We start from the raw sequence: 18,145 nt of genomic DNA on the forward strand, positions 1-18,145 counted from the left end.
AACAGCCAACGCTGTGTCAGTCTTCGTGCGGGCCGTCATGACCCGCATCGCTGGCTGTGCGTTCGGCTTGCGTGCCGCCCTCCATTCCGTCGCCCGGTTTGCGGCTCCTGGCGCCACTGCTGCGCCGCCGTCGTTTTCTGGGGCTTCGGTCCTTCCCGCCTTGCGTGAGCAAAGTCTCACGCGCAGCGACGTCTCCTTCGATGAACTCCGTCCACCACCCACCGACCGACTCTTCGAGTTCGCCCGATTCGCAGCGCAACAGGAGGAAATCATACCCCGCTCTAAATCTTTGGTGTTCCAGCAACTTCAGCGCGCTTCTTCCCGAGCGTTTCTCGAGGCGCAGCTGCAGCCCCCAGATCTCGCGCATATCCGACGAAAAGCGCTTGTGGATCGCGAGTTTCTCGGTTTGCATGTCGAGGACTTCGTCCATCGCGCGATGCAGGGCCGGCACCGGATACTCACCGTTCGCTTCAAATTGCTGCCAGCGCGTCTGCACGTCGTGCCACAGCAGCGTGGCGAACAGGAAGCCTGGCGAAACCGGCTTGCCGGCGCGCACGCGGGCGTCCGTATTGGTCAGCGCGAGTGTGATGAATTTCTCGCCGATCGGCTGTTCCAGCACCACGTCAAGCAGCGGCAACAAACCGTGATGCAGGCCTTCCTGGCGCAGACGCTTCAAACAGGCGAGCGCGTGGCCCGACAGCATCAGCTTGAGCATCTCGTCGAACAGACGAGCAGCCGGCACGTTGTTGATCAGATCGGCCATTTTGGCGATCGGCGCGCGGGTTGTGTCTTCGATCTCGAACTCGAGCTTGGCGGCAAAACGCACCACACGCAGCATGCGCACCGGATCCTCGCGATAACGCGTGGCCGGATCGCCGATCATACGCAGCAGACGCGCGCGCATGTCGGCCATGCCGTTGTGATAATCCAGCACGGTTTGCGTGGCCGGATCGTAGTACATCGCGTTGATCGTGAAGTCGCGGCGTGTGGCGTCTTCGTGTTGCTCGCCCCAGACGTTGTCGCGCAGCACGCGGCCGCTGGCGTCCACTGCATGCGTGCGGCGGTCGAGCTCGTCGCGTTTCAGGCGGCGCGGCGGCGCGGCGTCGGCCGCGGGCGGATCGACCAGCGCGCGGAACGTCGAGGTTTCGATGATCTCCTGGCCGAACTGCACATGCACGATCTGGAACCGGCGGCCGATGATGCGTGCGCGGCGGAACAGCTTCTGCACCTGTTCGGGCGTGGCGTCGGTCGCGACGTCGAAGTCTTTCGGCTTGATGCCGAGCAGCAGATCGCGCACCGCACCGCCGACGATAAACGCGCGATGTCCCGCTTCCTGCAGACCCTCGGTGACGCGAATCGCGTTCCTCGAGATCAGCGACTGATCGATGCCATGTACGTCGTGCGGAATGATGACCGGCACGTCGGGGTCCCGCACGGTTTTGGCGACAGGGCGCGCCGGTTTGCGGCGCGCTTTGGTGGCGCTGGACGCGTTGCGTGCCGGCGCCTCGCCGGCTTCGTCTGCTTCGGCGGGCGGGGTGTCGTCAGCGGGCGCCGAGTCCTGGCCGAATAGCTTGCGGATAAGTTTTTTGATCACGAGGGTTGAAAGAGTTCGAGGATGCGCCAGCCTTTGGCCTGCGCATGGGCGCGCAATGTGTCGTCGGGATTGGTCGCGATCGGATCGGTGACCTTTTCGAGCAGGGGGATGTCGTTGTGCGAGTCGCTATAGAAATAGCTGTGCTCGAAGTCGCTCCAGGTCTTGCCAAGCGATGCCAGCCACGCCTCGGTACGGACGATCTTGCCTTCCTTGTAGCTCGGCGTGCCGATGGGGCGGCCGGTGTACGGCGAATGCGGCTGGCCGTCGACGGTTTCCGCTTCGCAGGCAATCAGCGCGTCGACGCCGAACGCCTGCGCGATCGGACGGGTGATGAATTCGTTGGTCGCGGTGACCACGCAGCAGAGATCGCCGGCTTCACGATGCTCCCTGACCAGTTCCAGCGCGACCGGAAAGATCGCCGGCTTGATCACTTCATGCATGTACTGCGCGTGAAGCCCGGCAAGCTGCGCGCGCGTGTATTTCGCGAGCGGCGTAAGCATGGCGATCAGATAAGCGTGAATGTCCAGCTTGCCGGCTTTGTAGTCGGCAAAAAAGCGGTCGTTTTCACGAGCGAAGTTTTCAGCGTCGACCATGCCTTGTTTCACCATGAAGCGGCCCCATTCGTGGTCGCTGTCGGTGGGAATGAGGGTGTGGTCGAGGTCGAAGAGTGCGAGGTTAGCCATGGGGGCCTATTTTACTTGAAGCGGCGGCGGGGGACGCGGATGAGGCGGATGAAGGGGGCACCGTTCGCCGATCGTCGGCGTCGGGCGAGGCCAGCATGGTGCGCAGGAGCGGCAGCGTAACCGCGCGTTTCTGTTCGAGCGAGAAGCGGTCGAGCGCGTCGAGCAACGCCATCAGACTCGGCATATCGCGGCGAAAATGCGTGAGCAGGTAAGCGGGCACGTCGTCTGCAAGCATGATGCCGCGCTCACGTGCCGCGTGTTTCAGCACCGCGGCCTTGCCTTCGTCCGGCAGCGGCGCGAGATGAAACACGAGCCCCCAGCCGAGGCGCGTGCGCAGATCTTCGCGCACCGTCATGCCGATCGGCGGCGCATTGCCGGCGGCGACGAGCGCGCTGGTGGGATGCGCGCGCACTTCGTTGAACAGGTTGAAGACGGCAATCTGCTGCGCCGCGGACAGGCCGTCGCAATCGTCGATCGCATACAGCGCGACGCGCGGGTCGAACGTGAAAGCGGCGAGGCTGCTCTGCGGACCGGCAAAACGTGCATGCCCCGGCGGCGCTTCGTGGACCAGCGCCTGCAGCAGATGCGTGCGGCCGCTGCCGGCTTCGCCCCAGACATAGAAGGTGCGATCGGCCACTGGCCCGGCCGCGAGCGCGTTGTCGAGCTCGCGCAGCCGCGTGACCAGCTCGGCGTTGGCGCCGGCGAAGAAATTGTCGAATGTCGATGGCGGCGGGGTGCCGAGATCGAGCGTCAGTTGACGAAGCACAGTAGGTTAATGCCGAAAATGAGGCTCAGGCCGCAAATGGCCCGAATCGCGGGCCCTAAAACGTCCATAAACAGTCAAAGAGCAGTCAGTGACTCAGTTGTTGTAAAGCGTGCTCGTCAGATAGCTTTGGCGCAACTCGCGCATGGCTACCGACAGAATGGCGCTGACCGGCAGCGCCAGCAACACGCCGAAAAAGCCGAACAGCTGACCGAACGCGAGCAACGCGAAGATTACCGCGAGCGGGTGCAGGCCGATCCGTTCGCCGACGAGGCGCGGCGTGAGATAAAAGCTCTCCACGATCTGGCCGACGCCGTAAATCAGCGCGACCGCGCCGAAACCGTACCAGTCGCCGAACTGTAGCAGCGCCGCGAGCAGCGCCAGCGCGAGACCGGTTGCAAAACCGATGTACGGGATGAACACCGCGAGGCCCGTGAAAATACCCACCGGCAGCGCGATCTCGAAGCCGGCGATGGTCAGCGCAATCGCGTAGTAGACCGCGAGCACCGCCATCACGAGCAACTGGCCGCGCAGGTATTGCGACAGCATCTGATCCATGTCGCGCGCGAGTTGCAGCGTCTTGTCGAGCCAACGGCGCGGCACCACGATCTGCATGCGAGCGAGCATGCGGTTCCAGTCGTACAGCAGATAAAACAGTACGAGCGGCACCATCACGAGGTTGCCGACCACTGTCATCATCACGTTGCCGCTGGTGCGAACGGACGTCCATACGTAGAGCGCGACTTGCTGCGCGCTACCTTCGAGTTGGCCCATCACGAGATCGCGGATGCTGGCGAAATCGAGCGAGTCGGCGAGGCCCAGCAGCGCAAGCTTGGGTTGTAGCCAGGCGCTCACGTGGGCGAACAGCACGGGCACCTGTTGCTTCAACTGCGGTCCTTCTTTCTGGATGACGGCCAGCACCAGCAGTACGAGCAGCGTCATCAGCAACGAGAACAGCAGCATCATCAGCAAGGCGGCGAGTCCGCGCGGCACACGCCGGCGCACCATCCACGCGACGCCCGGTTGCAGAATGTACGCGAGAATGGCGCCGAGCAGGAATGGCGTGAGGACCGGGCTCAGGAGCCAGAGCAGAATGCCGACGCCCAGCGCGATCGCCAGCCAGATGAAGGCGCGGCGCTGCACGGGCGTCAGGATCGAGGGGTTCTGTTGCAAAGTTGTTTCCCAGGTGTCGTCCCGACCGGAAGATTCAGGATGATTCAAATTCCAGCCAGACGGCCGGCAACTCTGTATGGGACCAGAGTAAGCGCTGAAGCGCCAACTCTGGTCGGCATCGGGTAAAATCGCATTTTACCGACCTTCTTGCCCTTCCCCATGAATCAACCGAAATCCGCCCCTGACGCCCAAGGGTTGTCGTATCGCGACGCTGGCGTGGACATCGACGCGGGCGACGCCCTTGTCGACGCGATCAAGCCCTTTGCCAAAAAGACGATGCGCGACGGCGTGCTGGGCGGCATCGGCGGGTTTGGCGCGCTGTTTGAAGTGCCGAAGAAATACAAGGAGCCGGTGCTGGTTTCGGGTACGGACGGTGTCGGTACCAAGCTGCGCCTCGCATTCCAACTGAACAAACACGACACCGTCGGCCAGGATCTGGTGGCGATGAGCGTGAACGACATTCTGGTTCAGGGCGCCGAGCCGTTGTTCTTCCTCGATTATTTCGCTTGCGGCAAGCTGGACGTCGCTACGGCGGCAACGGTCGTGAAGGGCATCGCGCAGGGTTGCGAACTGTCCGGCTGCGCGCTGATCGGTGGCGAGACGGCTGAAATGCCGGGCATGTATCCGGACGGTGAATACGATCTGGCCGGTTTTGCGGTCGGCGCGGTGGAAAAGAGCAAGATTATCGACGGCAGCACGATCGCCCCGGGCGATGTGGTGCTGGGTTTGGCTTCCAGCGGTATCCATTCGAATGGTTTTTCGCTGGTGCGCAAGATCATCGAGCGCGCGCAGCCGGATCTGAACGCGGATTTTGATGGCCGCTCGTTGGCCGATGCGCTGATGGCGCCTACGCATATTTATGTGAAGCCGTTGCTGGCCTTGATGCAGCAGATCGCTGTGAAGGGTATGGCGCACATCACCGGCGGTGGCCTGGTCGAGAACATTCCGCGCGTTTTGCGTGAAGGTCTGACGGCTGAGCTGGATCATCGTGGCTGGCCGATGCCGCCGCTGTTCTCGTGGCTGCAAAAGCACGGCGGCGTGGCGGATGCGGAAATGCACCGCGTGTTCAACTGCGGGATCGGGATGGCGGTCGTGGTTTCCGCGGCCGATGCCGATGCGGCGATCGGGCTTTTGTCGGCTGCCGGCGAGAAGGTCTGGAAGATCGGCGTGATTCGCGAAAGCGCAGCCGGTGAAGCCCAGACGGTAGTCATCTAACTAGCCCAGCTTGACTAAAGGCTGGTTTGCCTGCGCGGCGTACAGAAAGAACGCGCCGCGCGGGTAAGACCTCAAATTAACGCTTCAATCAAGCTCACGACCTGCCCGGTAGCGTTGGGGTCGCAGCAATCAACAACAACCCGCTCTGTCATGCTGCGCAGCCATGTGAGCTGCCGCTTGCACAATTGCCGGGTAGCAAAGACCCCCTTATCCCGCATGGTCGAGTAATCGACCGCCCCGTCGAGATATTCCCAGACCTGCCGATATCCCACGCAGCGCATGGACGGCATCTCGGGCAACAGATCTCCGCGTTCGCGCAATTTCACCACTTCGTTGATAAAGCCGTCGGCCAGCATGGCGTCGAAGCGCTTTTCGATGCGCGCATGCAGCACGCTCCGGTCGGAAGGCTCCAACGCAATAGGCACGAAGCGCCACGCTAAAGCGGCGTCGTCCGTTCGAGCGGGTGCAGCCAGCAAAGCGGACATCGCTTGCCCAGTCAGCATGAAAACTTCGAGCGCCCGCTGAATTCGCTGCGAATCGTTCGGCGCGAGGCGCGCGGCCGCAGCGGGATCGACAGCGGCAAGCCGCGCATGCATTGCCGGCCAGCCGTCGCGTGCGGCGTCGGCATCGAGCGTCGCACGCACATCGGCATCGGCGGCCGGCAGATCGTTCAGGCCCTGAGTGAGCGCCTTGTAGTACAGCATCGTCCCGCCGACCAGCAACGGCAGCCGCCCGCGCGCGCTGATCTCGCCGATCAGGCGCAACGCGTCGCTGCGAAATTCTGCCGCCGAATATGCGTCTGCCGGATCGACGATGTCGATCAAATGATGCGGCGCCACCGCGCGTTCTTCCGTCGTCGGCTTGGCGGTGCCGATATTCATCTCGCGATACACCAGCGCCGAATCGACACTGATGATTTCCACGGGCCGCCGTGCGGCCAGCGCCAGCGCGGCAGCGGTTTTACCGGATGCGGTCGGGCCGAGCAGGCAGGGGATCGGCGTGGGTGTGCGTGAAGTGCTTGAGGTCATGGGCAAGACGGCGCGCGCCAAATCAACGTAATCAGGCGCACCGTCACTGCCCACGCATGAACAGCCGATCGAGATCGGACAGCGTCAACTGATACCACGTCGGACGCCCGTGGTTGCATTGGTCGGCACGCTCGGTCGCCTCCATCTGGCGCAGCAGGGCGTTCATTTCGTCGAGCGTCAGACGCCGGTTCGCGCGCACCGCGTGATGGCACGCGAGCGTGCCGAGCAGTTCGTGCTGGCGCTCGGTCAACACGCGCGAACCGCCGAACGCATGCAGGTCGGAGAGGACCGCGCGGGCCAACACCTGCAGATCGGCGTCTTTCAGCAAGGCAGGCACGGCGCGGATCGCGAGCGTGGTCGGCGACAGCACGGCGAGATCGAAACCGAGTGCGTCGAGCGTGTCGCGCTCTTCTTCGACCGTACCGATTTCGATCGGATCGGCCTGCATGGTCTGCGGGATCAGCAGCGGCTGCACGGCGATCGTGCGATCGGCCAAGGCGTTCTTGAACTGCTCGTACAGGATGCGCTCGTGCGCGGCGTGCATATCGACAATCACGAGTCCATGCGCGTTCTGCGCGAGCACGTAGATGCCGTGAATCTGGCCGAGGGCGAAGCCGAGCGGCTGCTCGTCTGAGGCATTGAACGCAGGCGATGCGTATGGCCCTGATGTGTTGTACGGGGACTGCGCTTCCGTAGCCGAGTCGCGCGCTTCGAAGAGCGTCGCGCCTTCCGCTGTGCCGGTGTTCGTGTCTCTACGGCCGAAAAGGGCGTCGTAGAAGGCCAACGGTTGAGCAACCGGCAGCGTGCCTTGTGTCATGCGCGCCTGGCGCATCCAGGTATTGCCCGGCTGCGAGGATCCGGATCCGCCACCAAAACCGCCTGCGCCTGCACCGGTGCCAAAGCCACCGCTGCTTCCAGCGCCCGCGCCGCCGAGCGGCGTAGCGCCGAACGAAGCCGGCCCACCCGGCGACGCTTCCAGATGCGCTGCATGCCCACCGGCGGTTGTTTCCGGCGACGCGCCCGCGTGCCGCGCCAACGCACGCTGCACGGCGTGGAATACGAACTGGTGAATCGAACGGGAATCGCGAAACCGCACCTCGATTTTCGACGGATGCACGTTCACATCGACCGCTTCTGGCGGCAGATCGAGAAACAGTACGTAGGACGGATAGCGGTCGCCGTGCAGCACGTCTTCGTAGGCGGCGCGCACGGCGTGCGTGAGCAGCTTGTCGCGCACGAACCGGCCATTGACGAAGAAATACTGTTGATCGGCGCGTCCGCGGCTCGCGGTCGGCAGGCCGGCGCAGCCGTAGACGGCGAGTGGTCCAGCGGATTCGTCGAGCGGCAAATGAGCCGTCGCAAAGGTTTCGCCAAGAATCTTCGCGACCCGCGCTGGCGGCTCGCTGGCGTTCCAGTGTTCGACCGCCTTACCGTTATGCAGAACCGAAATCGCCACATCCGGCCGCGCGAGCGCAGCGCGGCGAATCTGTTCGAGACAATGGCCGAGTTCGGTCTGCTCGCTTTTCAGGAATTTGCGGCGCGCGGGCGTATTGAAGTACAACTCGCGGACTTCGATCGTGGTGCCCTGGGTGCCCGCGGCGGGGCTCAGCACTCCCGTCTGCGCGTCGACACGCACGGCGTGCGGCGCGTCAGCAGTGCGGCTCGTGATGGCCATCTGCGCGACGGATGCAATCGACGCCAGCGCCTCACCGCGAAACCCCAGCGTGGCGACTGCTTCCAGTTCGGCGAGCGAGCGGATCTTGCTGGTCGCGTGCCGCATCAGCGCAAGCGCGAGTTCGTTTTCGGGGATGCCGCAGCCGTCGTCGGTGATCGAGATGCGTTTGACGCCGCCTTCGTCGAGCAGGATGCGCAGCGTCTGCGCACCCGCGTCGAGCGCATTTTCCAGCAATTCCTTGACCACCGAGGCCGGCCGCTCCACCACTTCGCCGGCGGCAATCTGGCTGATCAACTGATCGGGCAGGGGCAGGATCGCCCGCAACGGGCGTGGGACGGGCGCGGCGGCGGAAACTGCGACCGCGTCGGCGGTGCGGGCAGGCGTTTCGGAGAATTCTGACATGGCGAAATTATAGCGATTCGGCGCGAACAGGCTGGATGCGGGCTGAAGGGTTGGATCGCAGCGGTCTTGCGGCCGGTGACCGCAGAACTGCCGAATCGCCGCACGGCGTCGAAATTGCCCGCGCGCGGCAGATTTTTAATCGCAGCCGGGCACTTTCGGTATCATGACGCGGTCAATTTCCGGCGGCGAGCATGCGCTCGCTGCTCATCGCCCGCAAGGCTGCTGACGCGGCCGCTCCCGCCACGCACACATTCGCTTAATAAAGGACGCTTTTTGGACACGCTGCTACAGTTCGCCAACCTTGTCTTGCACATCGACAAGTTTCTGGGAGTCTTTATTCACGAGTACGGCGCCTGGGTCTACGCGGTGCTGTTTCTGATCGTGTTCTGCGAAACCGGGCTGGTCGTCCTGCCGTTTCTGCCTGGCGATTCGCTGCTGTTCATCGGTGGCGCTTTTTGTGCGACCGGCGAAATGAATCTCGGTTTGCTGATCGTGCTGCTGCTCGTCGCTGCGGTCGTCGGCAACACGGTTAACTACATGGTCGGGCGGTCCATCGGGCCCCGGGTGTTCAATTCGCACATCCCTTTCCTTGAACGCTTCCTCGACCGCAGCGCGCTGCAGAAGACTCATAACTTCTACGAGAAGCATGGCGGCAAGACCATCGTGCTGGCGCGTTTCATTCCGGTGGTGCGGACTTTCGCCCCATTCGTGGCGGGCGCGTCGGAGATGACGGTTAGCCGGTTCCAGCTTTTCAACGTCCTGGGTGCGTTGCTCTGGGTGTTGCTGCTGGTGTTCCTCGGTTACTTCTTTGGCAACATTCCGTTCATCCGGCAGTATTTGAACCTGATCGTGCTGGTGGGTATCGGCGCGGCCGTGGTGCCGGTTGTGCTTGGCGCGTTGTGGAAAGTGACGCGCAAGAACGCTGTGGGCAAGTCGGGTAGCCGCTAACGCTTCACGTAGTACGAAGCTGAACGAACAAACGGCGTCGCGAATCTCGCGACGCCGTTTTCGTTTTGCGGTCTGGCTTCCGATCAGCTGAAGCGCTGAGGCAGCAAAAAGCGCTTCACCTTAGCGGACGTCAGCCTCCTCGATCCCGAGACCTAAGCCCCGATTGTGCTCAACTGACGATACGCGGTGCAATCGGTGTTTCCGGTGTCGGATAGCCTGCATCCTTGAAGGTCTGGATGATCGCGCGATTGGTGTCGAAGTAGACCTGCCAGTAATGGTCAGTGTGCGTGTAGGGCCGCACGCACAGCAACGGTCCCTCCGGCGTGAAGCTCAGTACTTCGATATCCGGTGCGGGACTCTCGGCCACGTTGGGAATCTGCGTAACAGCCGCCTTCAACCGGACCATCGCATCCGTAGGATCGACGCCGTTCGCAATCTTCGCGGTCAGCTCGACGCGCCGCACCGGCAATGCGCTGTAGTTCGAGATCGTGTCCGAAAAGATCTTGTTGTTGCCGACGATGGTTACCACATTGTCGGGCGTCACGATGGTCGTGCCGAACAGGCCCAGTTCCGAGACCGTGCCCGTGACGCCGCCCGCCATGACGAAATCCCCCACCTTGAACGGCCGCAGTACCTGCATGAAGATGCCCGCCGCGAAGTGAGCGAGCAAGCCGCCCCAGGCCGTGCCGATTGCGAGACCGAGGCCGGCGAGCAACGCGGCGAACGAGGTAGTCTGGACGCCGAACACCTGCAGGATCGCGAGGATCAGCATCAGGTTCAGCAGGGCGCCGAGAATCGAACCGAGGTAATGAGCGAGTGTTGGATCGACGCGGCCGTTTTTCGACAGCAGTTTGCGAAGCAAGCCGGTGATGAGGCCAATGACCCATCGGCCGACGATCCACAAGACGATTGCGCCGAGTACCTTGGTGCCGAGGTCAATGCCTCGGGTCATGATGAATACGCGTACGGTTTCGAGATCCAAGATGTTCCTCGCTGGTTGAGTTGCCTTCGACTGATTGAACGGCGGTAGTGCAATACAGCGGCAAATGCCCGGCGACGGGCACAAACGGTAAATCTCGATCTTCGAAAGTTATACGCGACGGCGCGTGCAACCGCAAGGACCGTTCCTGTTGATGATGCGGATTGCGTAATGGAAGAAAATGGGCCGCGTGGGGTTACATCGGCAGATGAGATTCGGAATACGGGGACGTGCGAATGACCAGCGTGTTGTGGTTAGTTTTGGCGGCACGCGCGCGACGTACCATGTAGTGCGACGCCAATGCGGCAATGGCTGCAAGCACATACGCGCTGGCGCGTTCGAAGAACGCGGTCGGCGTGCTGAATTTGCCATAGCGGCTCTGCGCATCGGCGAACACGAGAAAGGTCAGCGCGGTGTCGAGCAGTAAGGCAGCCGAAACCAGCGCGACGAAAATGTGCGCACCATTGAGCCCGGCGCCGGGTACGAGCCGGTTGCATAGATGACAGGTGCTCAGCACGATAGCGAGCAAAACGAGGTTTGAGACGAGGCCGAACAGAAAATTGGTCATATTGACGGAATGAAAGCGCAGGGGGCTGCGGCGTTGCCAAAGCGTCCGCTCACGCAGCGTTGCAGCGTGATTCGCAGATCGGCGGCGATCATTGCACGTCTTTATGTCTCAATAAATATTAATGTTCGGAGTCCGTTGTATCTGTTTCGTATCGAAGAGTTGTGATGTAAGAGGGGGCTCGTGATTGCGTGGGGTTTTGCGATTGGCGCTGTGAGAATGCTTCACACGCGTGTAAAGAGTGTGGCGACATCGTTCCGATTTCACTGATTTCGCTCGTCACTCAATCGGCGTTTCTCGCGACGCCATTCGGTTGGGGCGATACGGGCGAACGGTGACGGCGTGATTCGCCGAGACCTCGCGCGGATTCGCGCCGCAAAAAGAAAAGGGCTTGCGACGCTGACGCGTGCAAGCCCTTGAATCTTTTGGTAGGCCGTACGGGATTCGAACCTGTGACCAACGGATTAAAAGTCCGCTGCTCTACCAGCTGAGCTAACGACCCAAAAGAGAAGCGAGATTATATCGATAGGACCGATGGGCTGTCAACCCATGGCGGTTGGTCGAGTTATCCGCACTTCAGATAGTGAAAAGCCCGAAGTATCGCTACTCCGGGCTTTTCAGCGAGAGGCGCGCGTGACTATTGATTTGAAGACTGCGTGGCCACTGCGCGTTACGTCAACTGCCAAACCTTGTACGACTACTTGATCTGCGACAGCTTGCTCTGAGCCGACTGCGCGACGTCCGAGCCGCTGTACTGCGCGACGATCTGCTCCAGCGTCTTTTTAGCCGCAGCCTTCTGACCTTGCTCGAGCTGATTGTTCGCAATCGCGAGCAGCGCTTCCGGCGCACGCGGATGCTGCGGATACTTGGCCACCACACCTTGCCAGGTCGCCGTCGAGCCCTTGTAGTCACGCAGCGCATACAGCGCGTTGCCGAGCCAGTACTGCGCGGTCGGCTGGTAAGGGCTGTTCGGAAACTTGGAGATGAAGCTGCGGAACGATGCCGCCGCATTCTTGAAGTCGCCGTTGCGGAACAGCTGTGAAGCCGCATTGAACGAATCGGTTTCGCCCGGCTGCACCTCACCCTGGACGCCGTCCACCGTCTGTTGCTGCGGCTCGAATTTCTTCAGCCGCGTGTCCAGATCGGTGTAGTAGTCCTTCTGCTGTTTTTGCAGTGTGGTGAGCTGGTTGCCCATATCTTCGTTCTGCCCACGCAATGTCGCGACCTGCTGATTCAGCTGATCGAGGCGGTTGGACTGATCGAGGATCGTGCGTTGTGCAGCCGACAGCTGGCTCGACAGGCTATCGGTCTTCGAACGCAGATCGAGAATGGCCTGTCGGGCCTGATCGTCGTCGAAGATGCCCGCATGCGCGGGCACGGCCGCGAAGACCGTGCCCGCGACGCAGGCCGCTGCGGCAAACCGCAGCCAGGAGAAACGATGCGTCATTCGGCTCATCACCTGTTACTTACTGTTGGTACACGAGGTCGGCGCGGCGATTTTGTGCCCACGACGATTCGTCATGACCGGTCGCTTGCGGCTTTTCCTTGCCGAGGCTCACGGCTTCCATTTGCGAGTCCGTCACGCCCATCAGCGACAGCGAACGGCGCACCGCTTCAGCGCGCTTCTGGCCGAGTGCCAGGTTGTACTCGCTGGTGCCGCGTTCGTCGGTGTTGCCCTGGATCAGGACGTGACGTTGCGGATGGCTCTTCAGGTATTGCGCGTGTTGTTGCAGCAGCGATTGATAGTCGTCCTTGACCGAGTAGCTGTCGAAGTCGAAGTAGATGCTGCGCTTGGCGAGCGGGCTGTTCGGATCGTTCAGCGGATCGACGTTGACCTGAGCGACATCGGTCGGATTCGGTTGGGTCGAAACTGCGCCACCCTTGTTAGCGTTTTCGTCGAGCTTGACGCCCGAGTGACATGCGGCCAACGCGCCGACCATCAATACGGCAAATGCGAAACGAAGTTTTGACATCATTTTGTTACTCTCCTTGTGTTATTGCATCAACGTTACTGCATAAACGGGCCCCAGGATGGCTCGCGTACGCTGCCACCCTGAACGGACAGGACCTGCCGAGTGCGACCGTCGGTCGATACTGCGGCCAACACGCCACGGCCGTTCACCTGTGTGGCGTAAAGAATGTACTGACCGTTCGCCGCGAAGCTCGGCGATTCGTCATGTGTGGTGTCCGTCAGGCCCGTTGCCGTATTGCCTTGCAGGTCCTGGATATACAGCTTGAAGCCGCCGCCGACGCGCGAGATATAGGCGAGCTGTTTGCCGTCCGGGCTCACACGCGGGCTGGTGTTGTAGCTGCCCGTGAAGGTCACGCGTTGCGCGGCGCCGGCGTTCTCGCCCTGGGCCGACATCTTGTAGATCTGCGGTTGACCGCCACGGTCGCTGGTGAAATAGATCGACTGGCCGTCAGGAGAGAAGCACGGTTCAGTGTCGATCGAGCTGCCTTGCGTCAGGCGCCTGAGGCCGCTGCCGTCCGCATTGACGGCGAAAATCTGCGTGTTGCCGGTGCGCGAGAGCGCGACGGCCAGCGTGCGGCCATCCGGCGACCACGCCGGCGCGCTATTGTTACCCTTCTGGTCCGATACGACCACGCGACGGCCCGTAGGCAGGTCGTGGATATAGACGATCGGCTTCTTCTTTTCGAACGATACGTAAGCGACCTTGGTGCCATCCGGCGACCATGCCGGCGAGATGATCGGCTCGGGGCTCGACAGCGCGATGTGCGCGTCCTGGCCGTCCGAATCGGAGATCTGCAACTGATAACGGCCACCGGTCTTGATGACGTACGAGAGGCGCGTGGCGAACACGCCGCGGCCGCCCATCAGCTTCGCGTAGATATAGTCCGCGACTTTGTGCGCACTCATGCGCAAGCCGCTTTCCGGGCTCACCAGCACGAGGCCACCCAGGCTTTCGCCCTTGACGGTGTCGTACAGCTTGAAGCGCACTTCGTACTGGCCGTTCGGCAAGCGATTCACGCTGCCCGACACAAACGCGTTGGCGCCCTTGGCCTTCCAGCTGCCGAGGTCGACGGAATCGGTTTCCGCGACCGGCGTGCTACCCGCGTCGATATTCGTGAATTTACCGCTGCGTTGCAGATCCTGACGCACGATCGTACTGACCTGCTGCGGCGAGTTCGCTTCATTGGCGAAATTCGCCGTTGCGATCGGAAACTGCGTGGACCCGACGCCTGTCACGAGGACGTTGAGTTGTGCGTGGGCGGCGCCGCCGACGGCGATCAGGCACGATGCTACAAGTGTCCGCAGGCCTAGCTTGGTCATCAAACTCATGCTGAATGGTTTCCCCAAAAACGGTTTTACTAACACTTCATGACAGCAGAGAGACCCGAAAACAACTAATTCGTTCCCGGGCGCGCCGCGCTGGGCGGGGCGCGGCGCCTGCTGTCAACTGACTGTCAAACTATTGCAATCAACCTGCCGGGCGCAACGTAATCTTGAAGCTGGTCGGCGTCTTCCCGTCGATGTCCTGAGGCATCGGATTGGAACGCTGGACGGCACGCAGTGCCGCATCGTCCCACGCCGAGTTGCCGCTGCTGCGCGCGATCTGCGCGTCCAGCAGCGTGCCTGTCGGCGAGCAGCGCACGGAGATGACGGTCTCCAGACCTTCCGTTTCGCCGCCCCACGAGATGTTCGGGCGCACCACACGACGTACCTTATCAGCGTAACCCGGCGATGTTGCCGTGCCACCTGAGCCGCTACCCGTGCCGCTCTTCGCGAGCCCATTGCCAGTCGAACCCGGGGCGCCTGCCGAACCTTGCATCTGTGCAAGCCGCGCACGACGTTCCGCATCCAGCTTCTTGGCTTGCGCCGCTGCATCGGCCTGAGCCTTGGCCTTCGCCGCTTTCTGTGCATCAGCCTTCTTCTGCGCCTCAGCGTCGGCCTGTTTCTGCTGTTCCTGCTGCTGCTTTTGCTGATCGGCCAATTGCTGTTGTTTCAGCTTGTCGGCCTGCTGCTGTTGCTGTTGTTGCAACTGTTTCTGCTTGGCCGCCGCTGCTTTTTGCGCAGCCTGATCGGCCGCCAGTTGCTGCTGGCGCTTCGCCTCGGCTTCCTGCTGGGCTTGCAGCTTCTGCTGACGCAGTTGCTCGGCCAGTTGCGCCTGACGGGCCGCTTCCTGCTGCTGGCGTTTCTTTTCCTGCAGCGCGATATCGGCCTGTTCATCCGGCAGCGGCGGGGCAGGGGCAACCGGCACAGGCGGCGGTGGGGGCGGGCGCGGAATCGCCGAATCCGGCACCTCGGTCCACAGTTCTGCTTCCGCACCTTCGGGCGTGCTGTTCTGCCATTGAATGCCGTGATACAGGAAGAACCCCAGCAGCGCGTGCATCACCAGGGCGAACACAAAGGCTCGCCAAGTGCCGCGTTCACGCGGTGGCTGAAGCGGGTATTCGGAATTCTTGCGGATCATTGTGATTTGACGAGCAATCCAACGCGCTTGACACCCTGAGCCTTCAACTCGGACATCACGTTCATCACGACTTCGTACTTCACGGTTTTGTCGGCGGCGATCACGACAGGCTGGTCAGGGTGCGACTGCGCGCGGTCGGCGATAAAGCCGTGCAGATCGGCCTTGGTCATGTCTTCCTGCTGCTGCGCGCCCGCGTCGTCCTTGTATTTGACGCTCATATTGCCGTCTGCGCGAATATTGACGATCACCGGCGGGGTTTGCTGCTGAGGCGCGGCGCCGCCGACGGTCGGCAGATTGACGATCGACGGGGCGACGAGCGGCGCGGTCACCATGAAGATCACGAGTAGCACGAGCATCACGTCGATGTACGGCACGACATTGATGTCGGCCATCGCGCGGCGCTGACGGGAGCCGCGCATGCTGGAGGAAGAGCCTGCCATCGTGGACTCCTTACTGTGCCTGACGCTGCAAAATGTTCGAGAACTCTTCGATGAAGGTCTCGAAGCGGATCGCCAGACGGTCGATGTCGTGTGCGTAGCGGTTGTAGGCGACCACGGCCGGAATCGCCGCGAACAGGCCGATTGCGGTGGCGGTCAGCGCTTCGGCAATGCCCGGCGCGACGTTCGCAAGCGTAGCCTGCTGCACGTTGGCGAGACCGCGGAACGCATTCATGATCCCCCACACCGTGCCGAACAGACCGATATACGGGCTGACCGAGCCGACCGATGCGAGAAACGCCAGATTTGCCTCGAGCACGTCCATTTCACGCTGGAACGCGGCGCGCATGGCACGGCGTGCGCCGTCGAGAATCGCGCCCGAATCGTTCAGGCGCTTTTCCTTGCCCTTCAGGAATTCGCGCATGCCGGACTCGAAAATCCGTTCCAGTGCGCCGATCGTGTGGCGGTTGTTCGCGGCGCTCTGATAGAGCGCCTGCAGGTCGCCGCCCGACCAGAAATCGCGTTCGAAGCGTTCAGTTTGCGCGCGCGCCCGGCGGATCGCAAACCACTTGCGGAAGATGAAAGTCCACGACAACAGCGACAGCAGAAGCAGCAGCGCCATGACGGCCTGCGCCAGCAGGCTCGCATTGAGTACGAGAGAAACGATCGACAGATCTTGTGTAGTGTTCATAAAGGTTCGTTTTAACGTCCCGGAAGGGGGCGTCCGGCTGCAAGGCCACTCGAAGCTTGCCGTGAGCAAAACGGAAGCATCGGCGATATTGCAAGCCGAACCATGCTTTGTGTTGCTTGATCGATACGAGTTCACTGGTCCCGTAACAACGGGGTTCAGTCGTTGTCCGTTGACATGCCACCGTCGTTCGCGCCCGGCCCTCGTCGTAAAGCCGCAAGAACCGGTGGAGGAATCGCGACGGGCCGTAGCGCAATGCGCTCGACGCAGCCGACCCGGATGGAACCGGTAGCAAGCAGCGTGCCGTCCCGCCACGCTTCCTGCGCAAAATCGACAGACGCGCGGCCAAGACGTTCGATTCGGCTCACCACTTTGACGACATCGTCGAGCCGGGCGGGTGCCCGATAGTCGACTGCGGTGCTGCGCACGATGAAGATTGCACCCGCTTCGCCGGCGAGACGGTTCTGGTCGACGCCGCACGCGCGTAGCCATTCGGTGCGCGCACGTTCGAAAAACTTCAGATAATTCGCGTAAAACACGATGCCGCCGGCGTCGGTATCTTCGTAGTACACGCGGATTGGCCACGTGAAGCCGATTTCCGTGCCGGGCTGGCTGGTCGACATATTCATGCGGCGCATTTTACCGGAACGCACACCCCGAGGTCTGTTTCAAGATGTGCGCCCCGCCTGGCGGGCCTCAGCCGGGATTTCAGCCGCGATGCACGGACAAAGCGGAGAAGGATTGGGCCACCGGCATCAGTTCGATCGTGTTGATGTTGACGTGAGCGGGGCGCGTGGCGATCCAGTAGATCGAGTCGGCGATATCTTCGGGTGTCAGCGGTTGTACGTTCTCGTACATCTTTGCCGCTTTTTCGTCGTTGCCACGGAAACGCACGTTCGAGAACTCGGTGCCGCCGCACAGGCCCGGCTCGATGTCGGTCACGCGCAGTGCCGTGCCGGCCAGATCGGCCCGCAGATTCAGACTGAACTGGCGCACGAACGCCTTGGTTGCGCCGTACACGTTGCCGCCCGCGTAAGGCCAGTTGCCGGCCGCCGAGCCCAGATTGAAAATGTGCCCGCGGTTGCGCTCCACCATGCCGGGCAGGAGTGCATGCGTGACCTGCACAAGGCCCGTGCAGTTGGTCTCGATCATGGTGTTCCACTCGTCCAGACTCGCTCTTTGCGCCGGCTCGATGCCGAGCGCGAGGCCGGCGTTATTGACGAGCACGTCGAGTGCGGCGAAATCGGCGGGCAGCGAGGCCGGCACGGCCTCGACGGCGGCGCGGTCGCGCACGTCGAGCTCATACGGCAGAAGGGCGTCGCCGAGTTCGTCGGCGAGTGCCTGCAGGCGGTCCTTGCGGCGCGCGGTGGCGACGACACGATGGCCGCCTTTGACGAAAGCACGAGCGATAGCGGCGCCGAATCCTGCGGACGCTCCGGTGACGAACACGATCATTGCAGTTCCCTGGTTGGTAAGAGAGAAAGGTCCCAAGCCTACTTGCAATGCGGCGCTGCGGCAAGGATGAACCAGCCGTACGAGCGGCTGGGGCAATGACGCGGAGC

At 62.1% G+C, this 18,145-nt stretch carries 18 protein-coding genes and 1 tRNA gene; 2 read left to right on the plus strand and 17 right to left on the minus strand.

All coding sequences use genetic code 11. The features are described 5' to 3' along the window. Positions 1-16: 16 nt before the first annotated feature. From pcnB to PQQ86_RS02645, 4 genes are all read right to left on the minus strand, one after another. Positions 17-1,594, minus strand: coding sequence for a polynucleotide adenylyltransferase PcnB (gene pcnB, locus PQQ86_RS02630; protein WP_408264714.1), 1,578 nt, complete (start codon positions 1,592-1,594; stop codon positions 17-19). After that, positions 1,591-2,277: a histidinol-phosphatase gene (locus PQQ86_RS02635; protein WP_408264716.1), complete on the minus strand. Its 687-nt coding sequence runs from the start codon at positions 2,275-2,277 to the stop codon at positions 1,591-1,593. The genes pcnB and PQQ86_RS02635 overlap by 4 nt, the downstream gene beginning before the upstream one ends. Further along, positions 2,270-3,043, minus strand: coding sequence for a DnaA regulatory inactivator Hda (hda, locus tag PQQ86_RS02640; RefSeq protein WP_408264718.1), 774 nt, complete (start codon positions 3,041-3,043; stop codon positions 2,270-2,272). The genes PQQ86_RS02635 and hda overlap by 8 nt, the downstream gene beginning before the upstream one ends. Before the next feature lie 93 nt (positions 3,044-3,136). Next, entirely contained in the window at positions 3,137-4,213 is a 1,077-nt protein-coding gene (locus PQQ86_RS02645) for an AI-2E family transporter (RefSeq protein WP_408264720.1), read from the minus strand. A 159-nt stretch (positions 4,214-4,372) separates the two neighbouring features. Between PQQ86_RS02645 and purM the strand changes: the two genes are divergently transcribed. After that, a complete protein-coding gene (purM, locus tag PQQ86_RS02650) occupies positions 4,373-5,428 on the plus strand; it encodes a phosphoribosylformylglycinamidine cyclo-ligase (protein ID WP_408264722.1) in 1,056 nt (351 codons plus the stop codon). Positions 5,429-5,499: 71 nt separating this feature from the next. On the opposite strand, the gene miaA is transcribed toward purM, so the two are convergent. Both miaA and mutL read right to left on the minus strand, forming a co-directional pair. Further along, on the minus strand, positions 5,500-6,456 hold the full coding sequence (gene miaA / locus PQQ86_RS02655) for a tRNA (adenosine(37)-N6)-dimethylallyltransferase MiaA (protein WP_408264724.1): 957 nt from the start codon (positions 6,454-6,456) through the stop codon (positions 5,500-5,502). A 43-nt stretch (positions 6,457-6,499) separates the two neighbouring features. Beyond that, a complete protein-coding gene (gene mutL / locus PQQ86_RS02660; protein WP_408264726.1) occupies positions 6,500-8,533 on the minus strand; it encodes a DNA mismatch repair endonuclease MutL in 2,034 nt (677 codons plus the stop codon). Positions 8,534-8,806: 273 nt separating this feature from the next. On the opposite strand from mutL, the gene PQQ86_RS02665 reads away from it, so the two are divergent. Further along, entirely contained in the window at positions 8,807-9,481 is a 675-nt protein-coding gene (locus PQQ86_RS02665) for a DedA family protein (protein ID WP_408264728.1), read from the plus strand. A gap of 169 nt (positions 9,482-9,650) precedes the next feature. On the opposite strand, the gene PQQ86_RS02670 is transcribed toward PQQ86_RS02665, so the two are convergent. The 11 genes from PQQ86_RS02670 to ydfG form a co-directional block, all read right to left on the minus strand. Then, positions 9,651-10,463: a mechanosensitive ion channel family protein gene (locus PQQ86_RS02670; RefSeq protein ID WP_408201062.1), complete on the minus strand. Its 813-nt coding sequence runs from the start codon at positions 10,461-10,463 to the stop codon at positions 9,651-9,653. 193 nt (positions 10,464-10,656) lie between these two features. Beyond that, positions 10,657-11,028: a hypothetical protein gene (locus PQQ86_RS02675; protein ID WP_408264730.1), complete on the minus strand. Its 372-nt coding sequence runs from the start codon at positions 11,026-11,028 to the stop codon at positions 10,657-10,659. Positions 11,029-11,451: 423 nt separating this feature from the next. Further along, a tRNA-Lys gene (locus tag PQQ86_RS02680) sits at positions 11,452-11,527 on the minus strand. Positions 11,528-11,722: 195 nt separating this feature from the next. Then, positions 11,723-12,472 carry a tol-pal system protein YbgF gene (gene ybgF, locus PQQ86_RS02685; protein WP_408264732.1) on the minus strand — a complete coding sequence of 250 codons (750 nt, stop codon included), beginning with the start codon at positions 12,470-12,472 and terminating at the stop codon, positions 11,723-11,725. Positions 12,473-12,491: 19 nt separating this feature from the next. Further along, positions 12,492-13,001: a peptidoglycan-associated lipoprotein Pal gene (gene pal / locus PQQ86_RS02690; RefSeq protein ID WP_035552920.1), complete on the minus strand. Its 510-nt coding sequence runs from the start codon at positions 12,999-13,001 to the stop codon at positions 12,492-12,494. A 32-nt stretch (positions 13,002-13,033) separates the two neighbouring features. Further along, positions 13,034-14,326, minus strand: coding sequence for a Tol-Pal system beta propeller repeat protein TolB (tolB, locus tag PQQ86_RS02695; RefSeq protein ID WP_012431818.1), 1,293 nt, complete (start codon positions 14,324-14,326; stop codon positions 13,034-13,036). A 139-nt stretch (positions 14,327-14,465) separates the two neighbouring features. Then, a complete protein-coding gene (gene tolA / locus PQQ86_RS02700; RefSeq protein WP_408264735.1) occupies positions 14,466-15,458 on the minus strand; it encodes a cell envelope integrity protein TolA in 993 nt (330 codons plus the stop codon). Next, positions 15,455-15,898 carry a protein TolR gene (tolR, locus tag PQQ86_RS02705; protein ID WP_175052153.1) on the minus strand — a complete coding sequence of 148 codons (444 nt, stop codon included), beginning with the start codon at positions 15,896-15,898 and terminating at the stop codon, positions 15,455-15,457. Before tolR ends, tolA begins: the two co-directional genes overlap by 4 nt. Positions 15,899-15,908: 10 nt before the next feature. Continuing rightward, positions 15,909-16,586, minus strand: coding sequence for a protein TolQ (gene tolQ / locus PQQ86_RS02710; RefSeq protein WP_012431821.1), 678 nt, complete (start codon positions 16,584-16,586; stop codon positions 15,909-15,911). Positions 16,587-16,741: 155 nt separating this feature from the next. Beyond that, on the minus strand, positions 16,742-17,221 hold the full coding sequence (gene ybgC / locus PQQ86_RS02715; protein ID WP_408264737.1) for a tol-pal system-associated acyl-CoA thioesterase: 480 nt from the start codon (positions 17,219-17,221) through the stop codon (positions 16,742-16,744). Between the two features lie 70 nt (positions 17,222-17,291). Then, entirely contained in the window at positions 17,292-18,038 is a 747-nt protein-coding gene (gene ydfG, locus PQQ86_RS02720) for a bifunctional NADP-dependent 3-hydroxy acid dehydrogenase/3-hydroxypropionate dehydrogenase YdfG (RefSeq protein WP_408264739.1), read from the minus strand. Positions 18,039-18,145 lie beyond the last annotated feature (107 nt).

The organism is Paraburkholderia sediminicola (assembly GCF_046026675.1).
GTDB classification, from domain to species: Bacteria; Pseudomonadota; Gammaproteobacteria; order Burkholderiales; family Burkholderiaceae; genus Paraburkholderia; species Paraburkholderia sediminicola_F.